This is a genomic window from Pseudomonas sp. 8209 (assembly GCF_028682105.1).
GTDB lineage: Bacteria > Pseudomonadota > Gammaproteobacteria > Pseudomonadales > Pseudomonadaceae > Aquipseudomonas > Aquipseudomonas palmensis.
This window is the reverse complement of the sequence record NZ_JANIAH010000006.1, coordinates 466,523-483,832: the sequence shown is the minus strand read 5'-3', so window position 1 is coordinate 483,832 and position 17,310 is coordinate 466,523. Positions and strand designations below refer to the sequence as shown.

Annotated in this window: 13 protein-coding genes; 12 read left to right on the top strand and 1 reads right to left on the bottom strand. The window is 66.3% G+C overall.

What is annotated here, in order from left to right; genetic code table 11:
• The first annotated feature begins 39 nt into the window (after positions 1–39).
• The 8 genes from NP552_RS16280 (at position 40) to NP552_RS16245 (ending at position 10,994) form a co-directional block, all read left to right on the top strand.
• Positions 40–333 (top strand): DUF2388 domain-containing protein, encoded by a 294-nt coding sequence (locus NP552_RS16280; RefSeq protein WP_054916009.1) that lies wholly within the window; start codon positions 40–42, stop codon positions 331–333.
• A 27-nt stretch (positions 334–360) separates the two neighbouring features.
• Positions 361–681 carry a DUF2388 domain-containing protein gene (locus NP552_RS16275; protein WP_043862327.1) on the top strand — a complete coding sequence of 107 codons (321 nt, stop codon included), beginning with the start codon at positions 361–363 and terminating at the stop codon, positions 679–681.
• On the top strand, positions 678–2,633 hold the full coding sequence (locus tag NP552_RS16270) for a DUF7844 domain-containing protein (RefSeq protein ID WP_078481905.1): 1,956 nt from the start codon (positions 678–680) through the stop codon (positions 2,631–2,633). The genes NP552_RS16275 and NP552_RS16270 overlap by 4 nt, the downstream gene beginning before the upstream one ends.
• Positions 2,634–2,817: 184 nt before the next feature.
• Complete coding sequence (locus NP552_RS16265) at positions 2,818–4,269, top strand: hypothetical protein (RefSeq protein ID WP_213606670.1); 1,452 nt, start codon at positions 2,818–2,820, stop codon at positions 4,267–4,269.
• Entirely contained in the window at positions 4,257–5,732 is a 1,476-nt protein-coding gene (locus tag NP552_RS16260) for a hypothetical protein (RefSeq protein ID WP_213606668.1), read from the top strand. Before NP552_RS16265 ends, NP552_RS16260 begins: the two co-directional genes overlap by 13 nt.
• A gap of 15 nt (positions 5,733–5,747) precedes the next feature.
• Positions 5,748–6,152 (top strand): hypothetical protein, encoded by a 405-nt coding sequence (locus tag NP552_RS16255; protein ID WP_054916013.1) that lies wholly within the window; start codon positions 5,748–5,750, stop codon positions 6,150–6,152.
• 110 nt (positions 6,153–6,262) lie between these two features.
• A complete protein-coding gene (locus NP552_RS16250; RefSeq protein WP_210015320.1) occupies positions 6,263–9,955 on the top strand; it encodes a tubulin-like doman-containing protein in 3,693 nt (1,230 codons plus the stop codon).
• A gap of 10 nt (positions 9,956–9,965) precedes the next feature.
• Positions 9,966–10,994: a hypothetical protein gene (locus NP552_RS16245; RefSeq protein WP_274096911.1), complete on the top strand. Its 1,029-nt coding sequence runs from the start codon at positions 9,966–9,968 to the stop codon at positions 10,992–10,994.
• A 6-nt stretch (positions 10,995–11,000) separates the two neighbouring features.
• On the opposite strand, the gene NP552_RS16240 is transcribed toward NP552_RS16245, so the two are convergent.
• The gene (locus tag NP552_RS16240; RefSeq protein WP_274096910.1) at positions 11,001–11,402 is read right to left on the bottom strand and encodes a GFA family protein; all 402 of its coding nucleotides are present in this window, start codon (positions 11,400–11,402) and stop codon (positions 11,001–11,003) included.
• A 295-nt stretch (positions 11,403–11,697) separates the two neighbouring features.
• Here NP552_RS16240 and NP552_RS16235 point away from each other — a divergent pair, with 295 nt between their 5' ends.
• From NP552_RS16235 to NP552_RS16220, 4 genes are all read left to right on the top strand, one after another.
• Complete coding sequence (locus NP552_RS16235; RefSeq protein ID WP_043862320.1) at positions 11,698–13,005, top strand: CitMHS family transporter; 1,308 nt, start codon at positions 11,698–11,700, stop codon at positions 13,003–13,005.
• Between the two features lie 75 nt (positions 13,006–13,080).
• Positions 13,081–13,854: a TerC family protein gene (locus tag NP552_RS16230; RefSeq protein WP_043862319.1), complete on the top strand. Its 774-nt coding sequence runs from the start codon at positions 13,081–13,083 to the stop codon at positions 13,852–13,854.
• Between the two features lie 245 nt (positions 13,855–14,099).
• Positions 14,100–15,758 carry a Na/Pi cotransporter family protein gene (locus tag NP552_RS16225; protein ID WP_043862318.1) on the top strand — a complete coding sequence of 553 codons (1,659 nt, stop codon included), beginning with the start codon at positions 14,100–14,102 and terminating at the stop codon, positions 15,756–15,758.
• A gap of 37 nt (positions 15,759–15,795) precedes the next feature.
• Positions 15,796–17,166 carry a M16 family metallopeptidase gene (locus tag NP552_RS16220; protein WP_274096909.1) on the top strand — a complete coding sequence of 457 codons (1,371 nt, stop codon included), beginning with the start codon at positions 15,796–15,798 and terminating at the stop codon, positions 17,164–17,166.
• The last annotated feature ends 144 nt before the right edge of the window (positions 17,167–17,310 follow it).

Below are 17,310 nucleotides of genomic sequence, written 5' to 3'. Positions count from 1 at the left end.
GATAGCCTTGCCGCCTGATTTCACAGCCAACCAGACCTCATGCGTTATTTGCTACCGCTGCTGCTCGCACTCTGCGCGTCGACTGCCGCCCAGGCCTTCGACCTGACCACTCAAAGCCTTGTGATTGCGGGCTACGCCACCAGCAAGGTGACCACCGCCCCGTTCGATCGCAAGCTGATCCTGGCCGCCCACGACGATGCCGCCGCCTTCGTCGCCAGCGACGGCGCCCTGCGTGGCGCACAGCTGGAAGCCGCGCTGAACGCACTGCGCCAGCACACCCCCGAACTTCATGCCAGCGACCTTGAACTGGCGCAGGCAATTCTCGTCCAATGATCACAACCGATTTTCCGGAGATGCTCCATGCGTAAACCGCTGATTGCCGCCACCCTCGGCCTGATGCTGCTGGCCGACGTGGTCCAGGCACAAACCCTGGTGGCCACCAGCAATATCATCGTGCGTGCCTTTGGCCGCTCGATCGACTTCACCTCCGACACCACCACCTCGATCCGCGACTCCAAGGTCGTGCGCGAGGCCCGTGACGATGCCGCCAGCTTCGTCGCCAGCCGTGGCGATATCCGTGGCGCGCAACTGGAAGCTGCCTTCGATACCCTGCGCCAGCGCGTCCCCGAAGCACGCGACGCCAGCGACCAGGTGCTGGCCGAAGCCATTCTGTCGCTGTGAAACCCCTTGCCTGGCTGTTGGGCAGCGTACTGACGCTGCTCGGCGCCCCTGCGCTGGCCGACCTGCAACTGCACCTGCAGGCAGACGGCCTCGACCCGCAACAGCAGCGGGCCAGCCAGGCACTGCTCGACGAAGCCCTGCAGGCCCTGCCGCCACGCTTGAAGGCTGAACTGGACCGCCGCGTCGACGTCTCCTGGACCACCCGCATGCCCGAAGACGCCTATGGCCAGGCGTCGCTGGTATCGAGCCTGGAGCTCAACCGGCGCCTGCTGCCGGGCCTCACCGATGGCAGCGCTGCCACCGCGCAGACCGGCCGGCCGCATGGCACGGTGCGCCAGGAGCTGCTGGCTACCGTTCTCCACGAGCTCACCCACCTGTATGACCGCGCCCGCCTGTGGCCAGCGCCCGAGCGCCGGCTGATCAGCCGCTGCGTGCGCCAGAACACCAGCCTGGGCAAGGTGGGGCTGCCCGATGAATGCCGCGGCCAGACCGAACGCCGCTTCACCCTCAGCGACGACCCGCGCCTGCTCGACCTCGCCGGCTGGCCGCAATACGTGGGCCGGCGTGGCGAGCGCGAACAGCACAACCGCCAGATCGCGCGCACCCCGGACAGCTACGAGCTGAGCAGCCCCAAGGAATTCATAGCGGTCAACATGGAGTACTTCCTCCTCGACCCGAGCTACGCCTGTCGCCGCCCGGCCCTCTACAAGTACCTGCGCGAGCATTTCGACTGGGCGCCTGCCGCTGCCGAGTGCGCGCCGGGGCTGCCGTTCCTCAACGCCGGCAACGACTTCGACAAGCAGCCGCTGGGCCAGGTCGACCCCGAACGCGTGTACGCCGTGGACTTCCTGCTGGCCGAAGCCAACCAGAACTGGGTCAGCCGCTGGGGCCACAGCATGCTGCGCCTGGTGATCTGCGCGCCGGGGCGCCCGCGCGGTCCGGACTGCCGCCTGGACCTGGACCAGCACCTGGTGCTCTCGTACCGTGCCTTCGTCAACGACGTGCAGCTATCGAGCTGGGACGGCCTGACCGGCGCCTACCCCTCGCGCCTGTTCGTGCTGCCACTGGCACAGGTGATCGACGAGTACACCAAGACCGAACTGCGCAGCCTGGCTTCGATCCCGCTCAAGCTCGACCGGGACGAAATCGAAGACCTGGTGCGCCAGGCTGCCGAGATGCACTGGAACTACGACGGCCACTATTACTTCCTGTCCAACAACTGCGCGGTCGAAACCCTCAAGCTGCTGCGCAGCGGCACCGGCAACCCGCGCCTGGCCGGGCTCGACAGCATCATGCCCAATGGCCTGCTCGAGGTGCTGCAGGGTCGTGGCCTGGCCGACATGAGCGTGCTCGACGACCCGCGCGAAGCCTTGCGCCTGGGCTACCGCTTCGACTCCTACCGCGACCGCTACCAGGCCATGTTCCAGGTGCTCAAGCAGCACCTGCCGGTGCCGCAGGCCAGCGTGGAGGCCTGGCTCGAACAGCCACCCGCCCAGCGCCAGCAATGGTTCGCCCAGGCCGACCTGCGCACCAGCGCGGCCTTGTTGCTGCTGGAACAGGCCGGCCTGCGCCGCCAGCTGCTGCTGGCCCAAGACGAGGTCAAGCAGCGCTACCTCAGCGGTCGCGAGCTCAACGACACCAACGTGGCCCAGGCCAACAGCACCCTGCAGCAGATCCTCGCCAACAGCGGCTTTCTCAGCAAACCGGCCGAACTGCTGAGCGGCAGCGGCTACGGGCTGCCCCAGGCCAGCGAACGCCAGCAGCTGGAGCAGGCCAGCAGCCAGCGCCAGCAGCAACTGCAGCGCCTGACCGGCGACCTGGACAAGGAAGTACGCGCCTTGCTCGGCCCCGAGCGCGCCGCCGAAATCGCCGCCGTCGAAGCCAACCTCAAGCAGCTCGGCGAACACCTGCGCGCATTGCACAAGGCCGCTGGCGGGCTGCAATTGCCCTGAGTCGGTAGTTGACTTTGTAACTGCCTGTGCCACTATTTCGCCGCTTGAAAAATGGCATTTGGCTGCCATTGCGCCCCGCCGAAAGGCGCCGGGACATTTCGCAGAACCTCTTTCTTTCGACGTGACGGCCTGACCTCAAGCAGGCACTGCCGCGCACGGACGACCGTTGGCATGGTGGGATTATATGGACGTAGTCGGAGACGACCGCGAGTACGAGTGGTCGCTGGATGGGCAACGCTGGTTGCAGGATGCCCATGGCAGGTTCTCCCTGACCCACGTCGCCGGCAAGGCGCTGGAAGACGCGCAGCCCGACCTGGACTTTCTCGTCGGTGCGCAGCAGGCGCCCGGTGCGCAGGGCTGGCTGCCGGCCAGCTTCCGCCATTGCCCGCAGACCGGTACAGCCCTCACGCCCGTGCGCTTCGACCGCCAGCAACGCTGGTTGCCGCCCTATGGCAACGGCAGCGGACGCCGGGTGGTGGAGGGCAGTTGCCGGCTCGACGGTGCCGAGCACACCCTCGCCGCGTTGTACCGCAAGCTGGACGGCGCCACCCCGCGCAGCCTGAACACCGCGCACAAGTACGACCAGCTGCCACGCAAGAACGGCTTGAATTTTCTCGTCGCCAACCTGGGCGGTCATCGCGAGGCGCTGTTTGCGCTGGCCCGCGACGGCAGCCTGTTCCGCTGGCAGCGCCAGGCCCAGGAGTGGGCGGCGCTGTTGCCGCACAGCACCCCGATCGGCCGTTGCAGCCTGCCCAGCTGGGCGTGGGGCGTGAGCCTGCGCGAGGTGGGCGAACAGCAACGCCTGCTGCTGGCCTGTGACGAGGGTGCCACCGAGGTGCGCGTCGACCCGCTCGATGGCCGCTACCATGTCGACCGCTGCCCGGGCCGTGCCATCGCCGCCCCCGGCGATCTCGACGACCAGGTACTGATCCCGCAGCAGATGCCCGACGGCAGCTTCAGCCTGGTGGCACGCCACAATGAACAGTGGACCCTGCACCCCATCGCCAACGCCAACCCGGCGCACCTGCAGGGCCTGTCCGCGCCACTGCGCGACCCGGCCTCGCGGCGCCTGCTGTGGATCGGCGCCCACGGCTACCTCAGCGTCAAGCTCGGCGCCCAGCTGGACGCCCAGTGGCTGAGCTGGCCCGCCGGTGCCCAGGCCCGCCCCGAATACGGCCCGCCGTTCGTCAACGGCTACGGCATCTGGCAGCAACTGTTCGAGGGCAGCGAGCAGTACTGCCTGCGCCTGGACTCGGACGAACGCAAGGAAGTCAAAGGCTCGCGCCTGAGCACCGGGCACCTGAACTACATGTTCAACGTGCGCCTGGATGCGCCCTGGGGCGAGCACGACGTCGACAACACCCCCACCCGGCGCGAAGTGGTCTACCCCTTCATCGAGTTCATCGACAGCCAGTACCTGCTGTCGGTGCGCGTCGAATGGCCGTCGAGCCTGCAACAGTTCTTCGGCAACGACCAGGCCATCGACAGCCAGTTCTGCCTGGAACGTGTGGGCCAGCCGCCCTTGAGCATCACCCTCAAAGTGGCCCAACCCTGGAACGCCCAGTGGTTCTTCCACGACTACGCCCTGTGGCTGTACATCGATTCGACTGGAGCGCTCTACCGATGGAACGCATGAACCGCCTGCTGCGCCGTGGCCTGCTGCTGGCCCTGAGCCTGGTGTGCCTGAGCGCCCAGGCGCAACCGCTGCGCCAGGTGTTTCTGGTACAGAACTCCGGCTGGATGGAGCCGTTCTACCTCGACCCGGCTTCGGGCTTCAAACCGCTGATCACGCAACTGGCCGCCACCGCCGCCGGCAACGGCGAAGCGGTGATCGGCGCCTTCAACCAGGCCGACAGCAGCCACCCCTCGCCGCAATGGACCTACCGCGGCCCCGGCACCCACGCCAAGCTCGGTGACAGCGTCAATGCCCTGGCCCTGGCACGCAAGGCCAGTGGCGCCTATGCCGACACCGACTTCAAGGAAGCCCTGCTGGCCGCGATCAAGACCGGCCTGGAAGGGCGCGAAGGCATCATCTGGATCGTCACCAACAACAAGAACAGCCCCAACAACAGCAGCGAAACCCAGCTCAAGAACCGCGAGTTCTACGACCTGCTGCACAAGGAAGACGTGATCAGCCGCATCGCCGCCTTCCCGCAGAAGATGCCGGTCAAGAGCAGCAACTTCGAAGCCAACGGCCTGATGATCTACGCCCTGGCCTACGGCGCCAATGCCGGTGCCGCGCTGGAACAGGTGCTGGCCCAGCCGGCCCTGGCCAAACTGCTGAACGACGCGCGTGTACGCCTCAAGCCGCTGACCCAGGCCGCCGTGCGCTTCATCCCGACCGGCGTCAAGGACACCCCCGACGTCAGTGCAGAGCTGGCCCCCGACCAGCAGACCGTGGTGCTCAACATCAACGTCGACGGCTCGCCCAAGACCGCGGTGTTGCTGGGCCGCTTCGAGAACCAGTTCAACCCCTACCAGATCCACTCGGCCAAGGTCGCGATGAGCCTGGACATGCCCGGCGAAGCCCTGCAGTCGGCGATCTCGATGGACCGCATCGAGAACCTCGAACCCGGCGCCCGCTCCGACGAGCTGTCGATCAGCCTGCAACTGCCGCCGCTGCCGTCGCAGTGGTCCAGCGAAGTGCTGCTGTCCAGCGGCTACCAGCGTGCCGGGGCCATCGAAGTGCGCCTGAGCGAGCAGCAACTGCAGATTTCCCAGCAGTTCATCGAGCGCATGAACGAGCTGTTCCCCAACGATGCACTGCCCGATGTGTTCCTGCCGTCCAGCGAAGCCAGCGCTTCGGCCACCCGCCTGCCGATCGTGCTGCAGATCAGCTACCCGCTGGGCCCGGTGCTGTTGCTGCTGGCCCTGCTGGTGCTGGCGTTGATCGGCCTGTTGCTGGCCAAGGCCCTGATCGGCGGCAAGAAGCCGGTCACGGTGATGGTCGAAGGCATCGCCCAGCAATACCCGCTCAAGCCGTTCAGCAGCGCCAGCGTCTATGACGCCCGGCAGAACAAGGTCGCGACCGTAAAGCGCGGCCTGTTCGGCGCCACCCTCGAAAAACTCGCCGCCGACGTCGCCGTGCGCCTCAAATAACCCAGGACCCCGATCATGACCCAGACCAGCTCCCTGCCAGCCCCCGTAGAAAACGACGCCGCACCGGCCACCACCACCTCCACCCTGAGCGTTCCGGCGCCGCTGATGGACCTGGGCCCGAAAAAGGTCGACAGCCGTGACGCTCTGATCGGCGTGGCCGTGCTGGTAGTACTGGCGCTGATCTTCTTCGTGATCAAGAACGCCTACGCCAACTGGCGCGTGCGCGAGCGCGTGGCCCCCAGCCGCGCCAACGCCTCGGGCTGGTTCCTGTTCCTGGGCCTGCTGCTGGTCTCGGCCATGGCCGTGCTGGCGGTGATCAACTCCGGTCAGTTCCTCACCCCGCTGTACCTTGCACCACTGGCTGGCGTGGCCGGCATTTCGCTGGTGGCCTGGCTGATGACCTTCTCGGCCAAGCGCTGAGCCCGGCCTGCACTGCCCGCGTCAGGCCTGGCCTGACGCTTCAATTTGATCCACGGATTTAGCCCGCCGACCCGACTCGGCCAGCCCAGCCAGGGCTCATGGAGTTTCAGATGAACGAGAATGCACAACCTTCCGGCCCGGCAGCGCTGAACATGGTCAGCGAGAAGATCCACCCGACGCTGTTCATCGCCCTGGGCGGTACCGGCATGAAGGTCAACATTCGCCTGCGCCGGCGCATTCTCAATGCCATCTGGGGCGGCAACAACCAGGTGCAGCAGATTGCCGACTTCCCCCTGGTGCAGTTCATCAACTTCGACCTGGATGCTGGTGAAGTCACCCAGGACGGCAAGTCGATCAAGACCGACGTGCTGGCCGAGCAAGTGGCCTTCACCTCCGAAGAGAAGATCATCGAGCCGCTCAACCTGAGCAAGTACACCCACTCGATGGACGAGCTCAACCGCCACCGTGAAGTGGCCGAATGGTTCCCGCTGACCCCGGACAAGATCCGCGCCCTAGGCATCGACCCCTCCAAGGGCGCCGGGCAGATCCGTGCGCTGTCGCGCCTGTACTTCTACGACAAGTACCCGGTGATCCGCGACAAGCTGCGCGACAAGGTCGGGCGCCTGCTGGCCAACATCGGCGGCAACGCCGACAAGCTCAAGAAGCTCGGCCTGGAAATCGACCCCGGCAAGATCCGTATCGTCATCAGCGGCTCGGCGGCCGGCGGCACCGGGTCCGGTTCGTTCCTGGACATGGGCTACCTGGCCAAGGCGATCCTCAAGGAACACAACATCGCCGGCAAGGTCGACCTGTTCTTCGTGTTGCCCGGCGGCTTCCATGCCTACAACACCGAGCGCGTGCAGGCCAACGGCTATGCGGCGCTTATGGAGCTGGAAACCAGCATGCGCGGCAACCGTCTGGTCAAGCACTGGGACGCCACCGACAACCTGTTCATCGACAACCGCCCGTACGATGACGTCTACATCATCGACAACAGCAACGTCGCCCAGGCCAAGACCAGCGACCAGGAAGACGTCTACGAGATGCTCTCGGACGTGCTGTTCACCGACTTCACCTCGCAGGACTTCGCCAACAAGAAGCGCTCGATCGCGGTCAACCAGAACCAGCACAAGATCCGCTCCTACACTGTGCGCCTGCCCCAGGACTACGGCGACGACACCGAGCTGCGCTTCCCGTGCTCGTACTCCTCGCTCGGCCAGGCCGTGCTCGACACCCAGATCGATGCGCGCCAGAACGTGCGCCTGAGCCGTCAGGTACAGCAGATGCTCAAGGCGTTCTTCGGCATCGCCAACGCCTCGGCCAACGACAACCGTCCTACCGACCGCGAGCGTGACGACTTCCTGCGCGAGCAGCTGAACGTCACCCCGCGTACCTTCACCGAACTGCCGGACTTCCTGTCCAAGGTCGAGCTGACCCTGGCCACCGGCGAGTTCACCCACTACCAGATCGCCGACGACCTGCTGCTGGTGGAAGGCGACAACAGCATCACCGCCCAGATCGAGCAGAAGGTCGAAGCGTTGTTCGAACGCCTGCACAGCGGCGGCGCCGACAAGGACCAGTGGCTGACCCACGTGCGCGAGATCCAGCAGCAGCTGGAACGCGACACCAAGGGCAGCAACATCGACAGTGCCGAGCGCAACCACGAAGTGCGCATCAAGGAAAACCGCCAGCGCCGCCTGGCCGAACTGGTGCGCGAAGACGCCCTGCCGGAAAAACTCTTCCGTCGCCTGGACGACGATGAGCGCGGTGGCCTGGACTACACCCTGGCCCTGGTCGAGATGCTCAAGGACCGCCTGGAAAACGAAGGCAGCGGCATCATCCCGGCGCTGGAAAAGAACGCCGCACGCTTCAAGGAACTGGCCGAGAAGCTGGAGTCCTCGGAGCTGGCCCGCGAATTCGAGCGCCTCAAGGAAACCACCGGCGGCGGCCTGATGGCCCGCCTCAGCGGCAAGGACAAGCAGGCCGAGACCGTGCTCACCCAGGTCAAGGACACCCTGCGCGACAGCCTGTTGTTCTACGTGCGCCATGTGGCCGCGCGCGAGGCGGCCCAGTTGCTGCGCGAGCTGTCCGACTGGCTGGGCCGCAAGGAGTCGGTGGACCAGAGCGGTCGTGCGGTGTGGAACGGCTTCGTCGGTCGTCTGCAGGACGGGCGCAACGCAGTCGACCAGCTGCTGCGCCGGATCGAGACCGACATCAGCAAGATCGACGCCAGCATCAAGGAAAAACACGCCACGCTGATCCCCCTGGCGCTGGTGCAGAACAACGAAGAGCAACCGGTGGACGGCGCCCAGGTGCGCGAGTGGGCCAAGGACGCATTCAAGGACTTCGGCGGTTCCAAGACCCTGTTCGGCAAGCTGCAGGACGAGGAGGGCCAGGAAGAGCTGCTGTCCAAGCTGCGCGCCAAGGCCGTACAGCAACTGCCGCGCCAGACCCAGGGCACCGACCCGCTGCTCAGTGCGCTGGCCGCGCTGACCCCGGACGAGCAGCGCGAGAAGTTCCGCCAGTTGCTGCAACGTGCCATGCCGTGGACCCCGCTCAACCTCACCGGCGGCTTCGGCATCGGCAAGGACCGCTACACCTGCCTGGTCGGCGTGCAGGACGCCAATGAGTTCAAGCGCACCTATGGCGCCATGCTCGGCCAGTGCCTGCCACAGGGCACCGGCATGACCGCCGGGCAGATCCAGTTCGTCGAGTCGGGCACCCCGGGCAAGCTGATCTGCTTTACCGAGCTCAGCGGCTTCCCTCTGCCGGCGCTGACCCCGCTGCCGACCTACCTGGCCAGCTACCGCAAGGAAAGCACCACCATCCCGCTGCACAGCCACAAGCGCATCAGCCAGTTCGTGCAGCCGATCCAGTTCACCCAGGAGCAGTACCGCCAGTTCGCCGAGGACTTCAAGCTGTACCTGCACGCGGTCGTGATGGGGGTACTGCGCCGCAACCCGTCGGAACGCTACGAACTGATGATCGACCAGGACTACTTCAGCGTCGGTGACGAGTTCGCGATCCGCCAGAACGGCCTGAACCAGCTGCAGCGCAAGGACATCGAAGACCAGCTGCGCCAACGCTACGAGCAACTGCGCAGCCCGCAGCAACTGGCAGCCATGGTCGCGCTGTTCGAAGACCTGCGCCGCGGCGCCTACAAGCCGCAGATGCGCCAGGACGAAATCGGCGTGTCGTCGCTGTACCAGACCTTCCCGTACAAGATCGCCGAGCTGCTGAAAAACGAGTACGACAACCGCCTCAAGCGCCAGGCCCCGGACAACGCCGAGCGCCTTGTCGAGCAGGCGCGCGCGTTGCTGCAGCAGTTCACCGAGCCGGTCAGCGGCTCGCGCGCCGATGTGTACCGCGACGAAGTGCACGACGAGCACAGCGAGAAGCGCACCCTGCTCAAGGACTTCTTCACCAGCGGCTGGCTCGACAGCCTGTTCCAGCCGGCCGCCAGCACAGCGCCAGTTGCCGCCCCCATGCCGGGCATGGCGCCACCGCCGCCACCAGGCGCAGCCGGCATGGTGCCGCCGCCGGTGGCCGCACCGCAGTACAGCTACCACCTGAGCGTGGCCGGCACCAACTATGGCCCGTACACCACCAGCCAGCTGCAGCAGTACGTGCAGACCGGCCAGGTGACCCGCGACAGCCTGTTGTGGCGCGAAGGCATGGCCGCCTGGCTGGGCGCCGGGCAGATCGCCGAGCTGGCCCACCTGTTCGCCCCGACGCCCGCCGCAGCGCCGCCTGTCGGTACCCCACCGCCCGTTGCGCCGATGGCGCCACCGCCTGTGAACTGAGGAAGGCCCCATGTCCGCATCCGCGAAAAATCCGGCCTTCCCGCTCAACTGCGCCAGCAGCGCGTGCAACCAGCCCCTGAGCGGCCCGGTGGCGTTCTGTCCGTACTGCGGCGCCAGCAGCCAGGTTGTGGCCGCTGCACCCGCCGCGCCGGCGCCGGTGGTCGTGGTGAGCGCGGCCCCGCCCCCCATGCCCGCAGCGGTGCCCGCGCCGGTGATCGAACCGGTGCACACGCTGGCCCCGGCAGGCATCGTGAGCACACCGGTAGTGACGCCGCCGCCCGTACCGCCGGTAGTGCAAGGGGCGCCGGTGGCCAAGTCGCGCAACCTCGGGCGCAAGCTTGCCCTGGCCGCCGGTGTGGTTGTGGCGGTACTCGGCTACGGTGCCTACCAGGCCAGCCAGCGCCAGTCGCTGCAGCAGTTCGAAGCCGAACTGGCCGCCGGCCAGGCGTGCCTGCGCAGCAGCCAGTTCGACTGTGCGCTGGAAAAAGCCGAAAGCGCGCTGCGCATCGAGAGCAAGGACCCGCGCGCCATCAGCCTGCTGCAACGCGCCCAGGCCGGGCTCGAGGGCCAGCAGCGCGACCAGCAGGCCAAGGCCCAGGCGGCAGCCGCCGCGGCCAGTGCGGCAGCCGCTCGTCAGGCTGCGGCCGAACGGGCGCAACGCGAGCAGCAGGCCCGTGAGCTGGCCACCAAGGAGCAGCAGCTACGCGACGAGCAAACCCAGCTCGCCAAGCGCCAGCAACAGCTGGAACAACAGGCTCGCGTCGTGCAGCCGGCGCAGCAGCGTCCGCTCACCACCCCGCGCCCGCCCGTACAACGACCTGCCAGCGCAGCCAATGCCGGGCTGGTGGGCCAGCAACTGAGCCAGGCACGCAGCGCCCTGGCCCGTCGTGACGGTGCCACCGCCCGTTCGCTGGCCAACAGCGTGCTCAGCCAGGACCCTGGCAACCGCCAGGCGCAGATCATCCTGCGCCAGGCCGAGCAACTGCGCGCTCAGTCGTTCAATACGCCAAAGGGCCTGGGCGGGGTGATCATCGAGTAGCCCGCGCTATAGCGTCTCGCCGGGCTCGCCCGGCAGTTGCTCGTCCAGGTGCACCCAGGGCAGCCGGCTGTCGGTCCAGATATGCCGGCGCGGCTGCACCTGCTCCGGTGCGTCCAGGGTGGTGATGGTGATATCGATGCTTTCGGGGCTCAGGTCGGTGGTCAGCGCCATGTGCGCGCCACAGCGGCTGCAGAAGTAGCGCACGCAGCTGGCCGACGAGTCGTAGCGCTGCGGCGTGCCCTGCAGCCACTGGAAGTCCTCGCAGCGCACCGTCGCCCAGGTCACCAGCAACCCGCCGGTCACGCGCCGGCACACCGAACAATGGCAGTGCGCGACATCCTCCAGCGCACCTGCCACCCGATACCGCACGGCGCCGCAATGGCAGCCGCCTTCATGCACTTCGCCCATCCTCGTCGCTCCTGCAGACCCGCACTGGTTGATGAAACCTTCTGTCGCCTTTGTGCTGCCGAAAGCTGGCTGAAAGCTTGGGCACTTAGCATCGCCTCACCTCCGGCAAAAGACCGGTCAGCCAGGGCTCTGACTTTACTGCAGTGCCCGGCCCAATCAACAACAACAATGGTGATACTGATGTCCTTCCACGCCCGCGTTCTGCCTGCCCTCCCGCCGTCACTCCCAGCACCGCGCACCTTGCGCTGATCCGTTCGTCCCTTTCTCGACGCGCCTCGCCTGGAGTAACTGCCCCATGCTGACCTTCCTCGGCTTCGCCATGGTCATCACCTTCATGTACCTGATCATGACCAAGCGCCTGTCGGCCTTGATCGCGCTGATTCTGGTACCGATCATTTTCGCCCTGTTCGGCGGCTTCTCGGGCGAGATCGGCCCGATGATGCTGCAGGGCATCAGCAAGCTGGCACCCACCGGCGTGATGCTGATGTTCGCCATTCTGTACTTCGCCCTGATGATCGACTCCGGCCTGTTCGACCCGGCCGTGCGCAAGATCCTCAAGCTGGTCAAGGGAGACCCGCTGAAAGTCTCGGTGGGCACCGCCGCGCTGGCCCTGGTGGTATCGCTGGACGGTGACGGCGCCACCACCTACATGATCTGCGTGGCCGCCATGCTGCCGCTGTACAGCCGCCTGGGCATGAGCCCGCGGATCATGGCCGGCCTGATCATCCTGGCCGGCGGGGTGATGAACATGACCCCCTGGGGCGGCCCCACCGCCCGCGCCGCCAGCGCGCTGCACGTCGACCCGTCCGACATCTTCGTGCCGATGATCCCGGCCATGGCCTTCGGCGTGTTCGCCATCCTGGCCATCGCCTATATGTACGGCAAGCGCGAACGTGCCCGCCTGGGCGAACTGCACCTGCCGGGCGATGAAATCGACCACAGTGAAATCAGCGTATCGCAATATCCCGACGCGCGCCGGCCCAAGCTGCTGTGGTTCAACGGCGCATTGACCCTGGCCCTGATGGTCGCGCTGATCGCCGGCCTGCTGCCGCTGCCGGTGCTGTTCATGATCGCCTTCAGCATCGCCATGGTGGTCAACTACCCGTGCCTGCAACAGCAGAAGGACCGCGTCGCGGCCCACGCCGGCAGCGTGCTGGCGGTGGTGGGGCTGATCTTCGCGGCGGGCATCTTCACCGGCATCCTGTCCGGCACCGGCATGGTCGAAGCCATGTCCAAGAGCCTGCTGGCGGTGATCCCCGAAGCGATGGGCCCGTACCTGGCGGTAATCACCGCGATCGTGAGCATGCCGTTCACCTTCTTCATGTCCAACGACGCCTTCTACTACGGCGTGCTGCCGGTGCTGGCCGAAGCTGCCAGCCACTACGGCATCAGCCCGGTGGAGATGGCCCGTGCCTCGATCGTCGGGCAACCGGTCCACCTGCTCAGCCCGCTGGTACCCTCGACCTACTTGCTGGTAGCCCTGGCCGGTATAGAATTCGGCGATCACCAGCGCTTCACCCTCAAATGGGCGGTGCTGGTGTGCCTGTGCATCATGTTCGCGGCGCTGCTGATGGGAATTTTCCCGCTGTTCAGCAGCCTATAATTCATCCGTTTCATCCCAACGCTTGCGCGTCGACCCCTGCGGCGCGCAACGCCCCACACGCTCGAAGGAACACACATGGAATGGCTGACCAACCCGGAAATCTGGGTTGCCTTTTTTACCCTGACGGCTCTCGAGATCGTCCTGGGCATCGACAACATCATCATGATCTCGATCCTGGTCAGCCGCATGCCCAAGCACATGCAGCAGCGCACCCGGATCTTCGGCCTGGCGCTGGCGATGGTCACGCGCATCCTGCTGCTGCTGTCGATCGCCTGGGTCATGCGCCTGACCGCCGACCTGTTCCATGTGTTCGGCCAGGGCATTTCCGGGCGTGACCTGATCCTGTTCTTCGGCGGCCTGTTCCTGTTGTGGAAGAGCTCCCAGGAGATCTACCACGGCCTCGAAGGCGAGGACGAAACCCACGACGAGCCGTCTTCCGGCAAGGCCGGTGGCAAGTTCCTGTACACCATCATCCAGATCGCGATCATCGACATCGTGTTCTCGCTGGACTCGGTGATCACCGCAGTGGGCATGGTGTCCCACGTGCCGGTGATGGTGGCGGCGATCATCGTCGCGGTGCTGGTGATGATGCTGTGCGCCAGGACCATCAGCGAGTTCATCGACAAGCACCCGTCGCTGAAGATGCTCGCGCTGTCGTTCCTGATCGTGGTCGGCACCGTGCTGATTGCAGAAGCCTTCGACGTGCACGTACCCAAGGGCTACGTCTACTTCGCCATGGCCTTCTCGCTGGCGGTGGAGGCGATCAACATCAAGATGCGCACCGCGGCGGCGAAAAAGAAACAGCAGAGCGACCCGGTGAAACTTCGCAAGGACATTCCGGGTCAGTAACACTGGCTGCGTTGAACAACAGGCCCCGAATGGGGCCTTTTGTCTTTTGGGAGGGCAACGCGCCAGCGAAGTTGCCCGAACCGGCGCGCGAGGTTTCAAAGCCTGTGCATGCATGCCATGCTGGCGCCACGGCCCTTGGCCGACTACAGCTTAAGTGAGCACTGGAAAAAACCGCCGGTCACCAGGCCAGGCTCACCGCGTCATCCACTTGCCCCACTGGGGCGCCTTAACAGGGGGCCGTAAGTATGCTGACCCTGCTCAACCTGCTCTCGGCCGTGGCCCTGCTGATCTGGGGCACACATATCGTACGTACCGGCATCCTGCGGGTGTACGGTTCCAACCTGCGCCGATTGCTGAGCCAGAACATGGCCAAGCGGCCCCTGGCGTTCATCGCCGGCATCCTGGTCACGGCCATGGTGCAGAGCAGCAACGCCACCGCGATGCTGGTGACCTCGTTCGTCGGCCAGGGCCTGATGACCCTCACCCCGGCCCTGGCCATCATGCTCGGCGCCGACGTGGGGACCGCGCTGATGGCGCGGGTGCTGACCCTGGACCTGTCGTGGCTGTCGCCGCTGCTGATCTTCCTCGGGGTGATCTTCTTCCTCTCGCGCAAGCAGACCCGCGCCGGGCAACTGGGGCGCGTAGGCATCGGCCTGGGCCTGATCATCCTGGCCCTGCAACTGATCGTGGAGGCCGCTGCACCGATTACCCAGGCCCAGGGCGTCAAGGTGCTGTTTGCCTCGCTGACCGGCGACATCCTGCTCGACGCCCTGGTGGGCGCGCTGTTCGCCCTGATCTCGTATTCCAGCCTGGCCGCGGTGCTGCTCACCGCCACCCTGGCCGGCGCCGAAATGATCAGCCTGCCGGTGGCCATCGGCCTGGTGATCGGCGCCAACATCGGCAGCGGCCTGCTGGCGTTCCTGAGCACCAGCATGCAGAACGCCGCCGGGCGCCAGGTGGCGCTGGGCAGCCTGCTGTACAAGCTGATCGGCCTGCTGGTGGTCATCCCGGTGCTCGACCCGCTGGTGCACTGGATGGACAGCCTGACCTTCAGCCCGCAAGAGCTGGTGATCGGCTTCCACCTCATCTACAACACCCTGCGCTGCCTGGCCCTGCTGCCCACCGCGACGCCAATGGGGCGCCTGTGCCGCTGGCTGCTGCCCGAGCGCGAGGAAACCAACGGCCACGCCAAGCCCCGCCACCTGGACCCTGCCGCGCTGGACACCCCGAGCCTGGCACTGGCCAACGCGGTGCGCGAGACCCTGCGCCTGGGCGACCTGGTCGACAGCATGCTCGATGCCATGCTCAACGTGCTGCGCGGCAGCCAGACCGCCCTGACCCAGCAGGTGCGCACCCTCAGCGACGACGTCGAGGGCCTGTACAACGCCATCAAGCTGTACCTGGCGCAGATGCCCCGCGAAGACCTCGGCGAGCACGACAGCCAGCGCTGGGCCGAGATCATCGAGCTGGCGATCAACCTCAAGCTGGCCAGCGACCTGATCGAGCGCATGCTGCGCAAGGTGCAGCAGCAGAAGACGTCGCAGCGCCGCGAGTTCTCCCAGGTGGGCCTGGAGGAGCTGACCGTGCTGCAGACCCAGCTGCTGTCCAACCTGCGCCTGGGCCTGTCGGTGTTCCTCAGTGGCGACCCGCACAGCGCACGCCAGCTGCTGCGCGAGAAGCGTCGCTTCCGCGCCCAGGAGCGGCGCCTGGCCCATGCCCACGTCAGCCGCCTGCAGCGCAAGGTGGTGCAGAGCATCGAGACCAGCTCGCTGCACCTGGAACTGATCGCCGACATGAAACGTCTCAACTCGCTGTTCTGCAGCAGTGCCTATGCGGTACTGGGCGGCAGCGATACCGGCGCCCTGATGATCGACAGCGTACCGGACGATGCCCATTCGCCTTGACCCGACGCTGCCCCGAACCCGTGCAAGGAAGCCTGTGATGCGTTGCCTGATGTTCATCTGCCTGTTGCTGGGCGCCCCTTCAAGCTTTGCCCTCGACCGCACCCAGGTCGAGGGCTACCTGTTGCCCAACGGCCTGCAGGTGCTGCTCAAGCCCGGCTACGAGCGCGACCATGTGTCGATCCGACTGGTGGTGGGCATCGGCTTCGACGACTTCCCGTGCGCGCGCCAGGAACTGCCGCACCTGCTCGAACACCTGCTGTTCAGCGGTATCGACGACACGGGCGAAGGCGGGCTGGAAGAACGCATGCAGGCCCTGGGCGGTGAATGGAACGCCTACACCAGCAGCGCCGACACCACCTTCGTCATCGAGGCCCCGGCGCGCAACCAGCGCAAGGTGCTCGACCTGCTGCTGGCCGTGCTCCAGGACACACGTATCGATGCCAACGCCTTGCAGGTGTCGAAGAGCATCGTCGAGCGTGAAGACGGCGGGCACTACACCCACCTGCAGCGCTGGCTGGACCGCCAGGACCTCGGCCACCGTGCCAGCGACCAACTGGCGGTGGAGCTGGGGCTCAAGTGTGCCGAGCGCTCCTCGGTGCAGGACATGACCCTGGAAGAAGTGAATGAACTGCGCCAGCACTGGTACGCCCCCAACAACATGAGCCTGATCGTGGTCGGCGGCCTGGACCGCGTGCTGCCCGCCTACCTGGAGCGCACCTGGGGCCAGCTGGAGCCGGTGGAACCGGGCGAGCGCCGGGTACTCGATGGCGTGACCCACAAGGCCCAGGCGCGCCGCGAGCTGATCCGCGGCTGGCTGGGCGACAGTGCGCGGTTGCACTGGATGTTCCTGGAGCCGGTGCTGGATGAAAACCACGACGCCACCTACGACCTGCTGCAGCGCTACCTGGACTGGGCGCTGTATCGCGAATTGCGCCTGCAGCACAGCCTGTCGTACGGGCCGTCGGCGCAGCGCGAGCGTTTTGGCGACACCGGCCTGTTGAGCCTGAATGCCGACCTGGACAGCGATCAGGTCGAGGCGGCCGAGCAGATCCTGGAGCAGATGATCGAGCGCCTGCGCAAGGACGGCCTGGACCGCGCCACGTTCGAGCGCATCAAGGCCGCGGCAATCGCCCGCGAAGCGTGGACCAGCCAGGGCAACAGCGCGCTGGCCGACTACTACTGGGGAGCGTTGAACGACTATGCCGACGGTCGGGTCGGCGAGGCGAAGACCCGGTTGCGCGAGGTCAGCCTGGAGGATGCGGATGCGGCGCTGCAGGCGCTGTTCGCCGAGCCTGGGTATGTGCGGGTAGAGAAGCCGTTGCTGGGGTATGACCAGCTGGTGGGGCTGGGGGCGTTGGGGCTAGGGGTGTTGCTGGCGGGCATGCTGCTATGGCGGCGGCGCCGCTGACGCTACCGCGGATGTAGGAGCCGGCGTTGCCGGCGAATGCCGCACCGCGCAGCCACGCCGAACGCGTAACGGCCTTCGCCGGCAACGCCGGCTCCTACAAGCGCAGCAAGCAGCGTATCCTGTAACAGATTTTTACCTCACCCA

What these genes read in the sequence shown, in the direction of transcription:
- NP552_RS16280 (WP_054916009.1), top strand. Translation starts at nt 40, where the DNA reads ATGCGTTATTTGCTACCGCTGCTGCTCGCACTCTGCGCGTCGACTGCC.
- NP552_RS16275 (WP_043862327.1), top strand. Translation starts at nt 361, where the DNA reads ATGCGTAAACCGCTGATTGCCGCCACCCTCGGCCTGATGCTGCTGGCC.
- NP552_RS16265 (WP_213606670.1), top strand. Translation starts at nt 2,818, where the DNA reads ATGGACGTAGTCGGAGACGACCGCGAGTACGAGTGGTCGCTGGATGGG.
- NP552_RS16260 (WP_213606668.1), top strand. Translation starts at nt 4,257, where the DNA reads ATGGAACGCATGAACCGCCTGCTGCGCCGTGGCCTGCTGCTGGCCCTG.
- NP552_RS16255 (WP_054916013.1), top strand. Translation starts at nt 5,748, where the DNA reads ATGACCCAGACCAGCTCCCTGCCAGCCCCCGTAGAAAACGACGCCGCA.
- NP552_RS16250 (WP_210015320.1), top strand. Translation starts at nt 6,263, where the DNA reads ATGAACGAGAATGCACAACCTTCCGGCCCGGCAGCGCTGAACATGGTC.
- NP552_RS16245 (WP_274096911.1), top strand. Translation starts at nt 9,966, where the DNA reads ATGTCCGCATCCGCGAAAAATCCGGCCTTCCCGCTCAACTGCGCCAGC.
- NP552_RS16240 (WP_274096910.1), bottom strand. Translation starts at nt 11,402, where the DNA reads ATGGGCGAAGTGCATGAAGGCGGCTGCCATTGCGGCGCCGTGCGGTAT.
- NP552_RS16235 (WP_043862320.1), top strand. Translation starts at nt 11,698, where the DNA reads ATGCTGACCTTCCTCGGCTTCGCCATGGTCATCACCTTCATGTACCTG.
- NP552_RS16230 (WP_043862319.1), top strand. Translation starts at nt 13,081, where the DNA reads ATGGAATGGCTGACCAACCCGGAAATCTGGGTTGCCTTTTTTACCCTG.
- NP552_RS16225 (WP_043862318.1), top strand. Translation starts at nt 14,100, where the DNA reads ATGCTGACCCTGCTCAACCTGCTCTCGGCCGTGGCCCTGCTGATCTGG.
- NP552_RS16220 (WP_274096909.1), top strand. Translation starts at nt 15,796, where the DNA reads ATGCGTTGCCTGATGTTCATCTGCCTGTTGCTGGGCGCCCCTTCAAGC.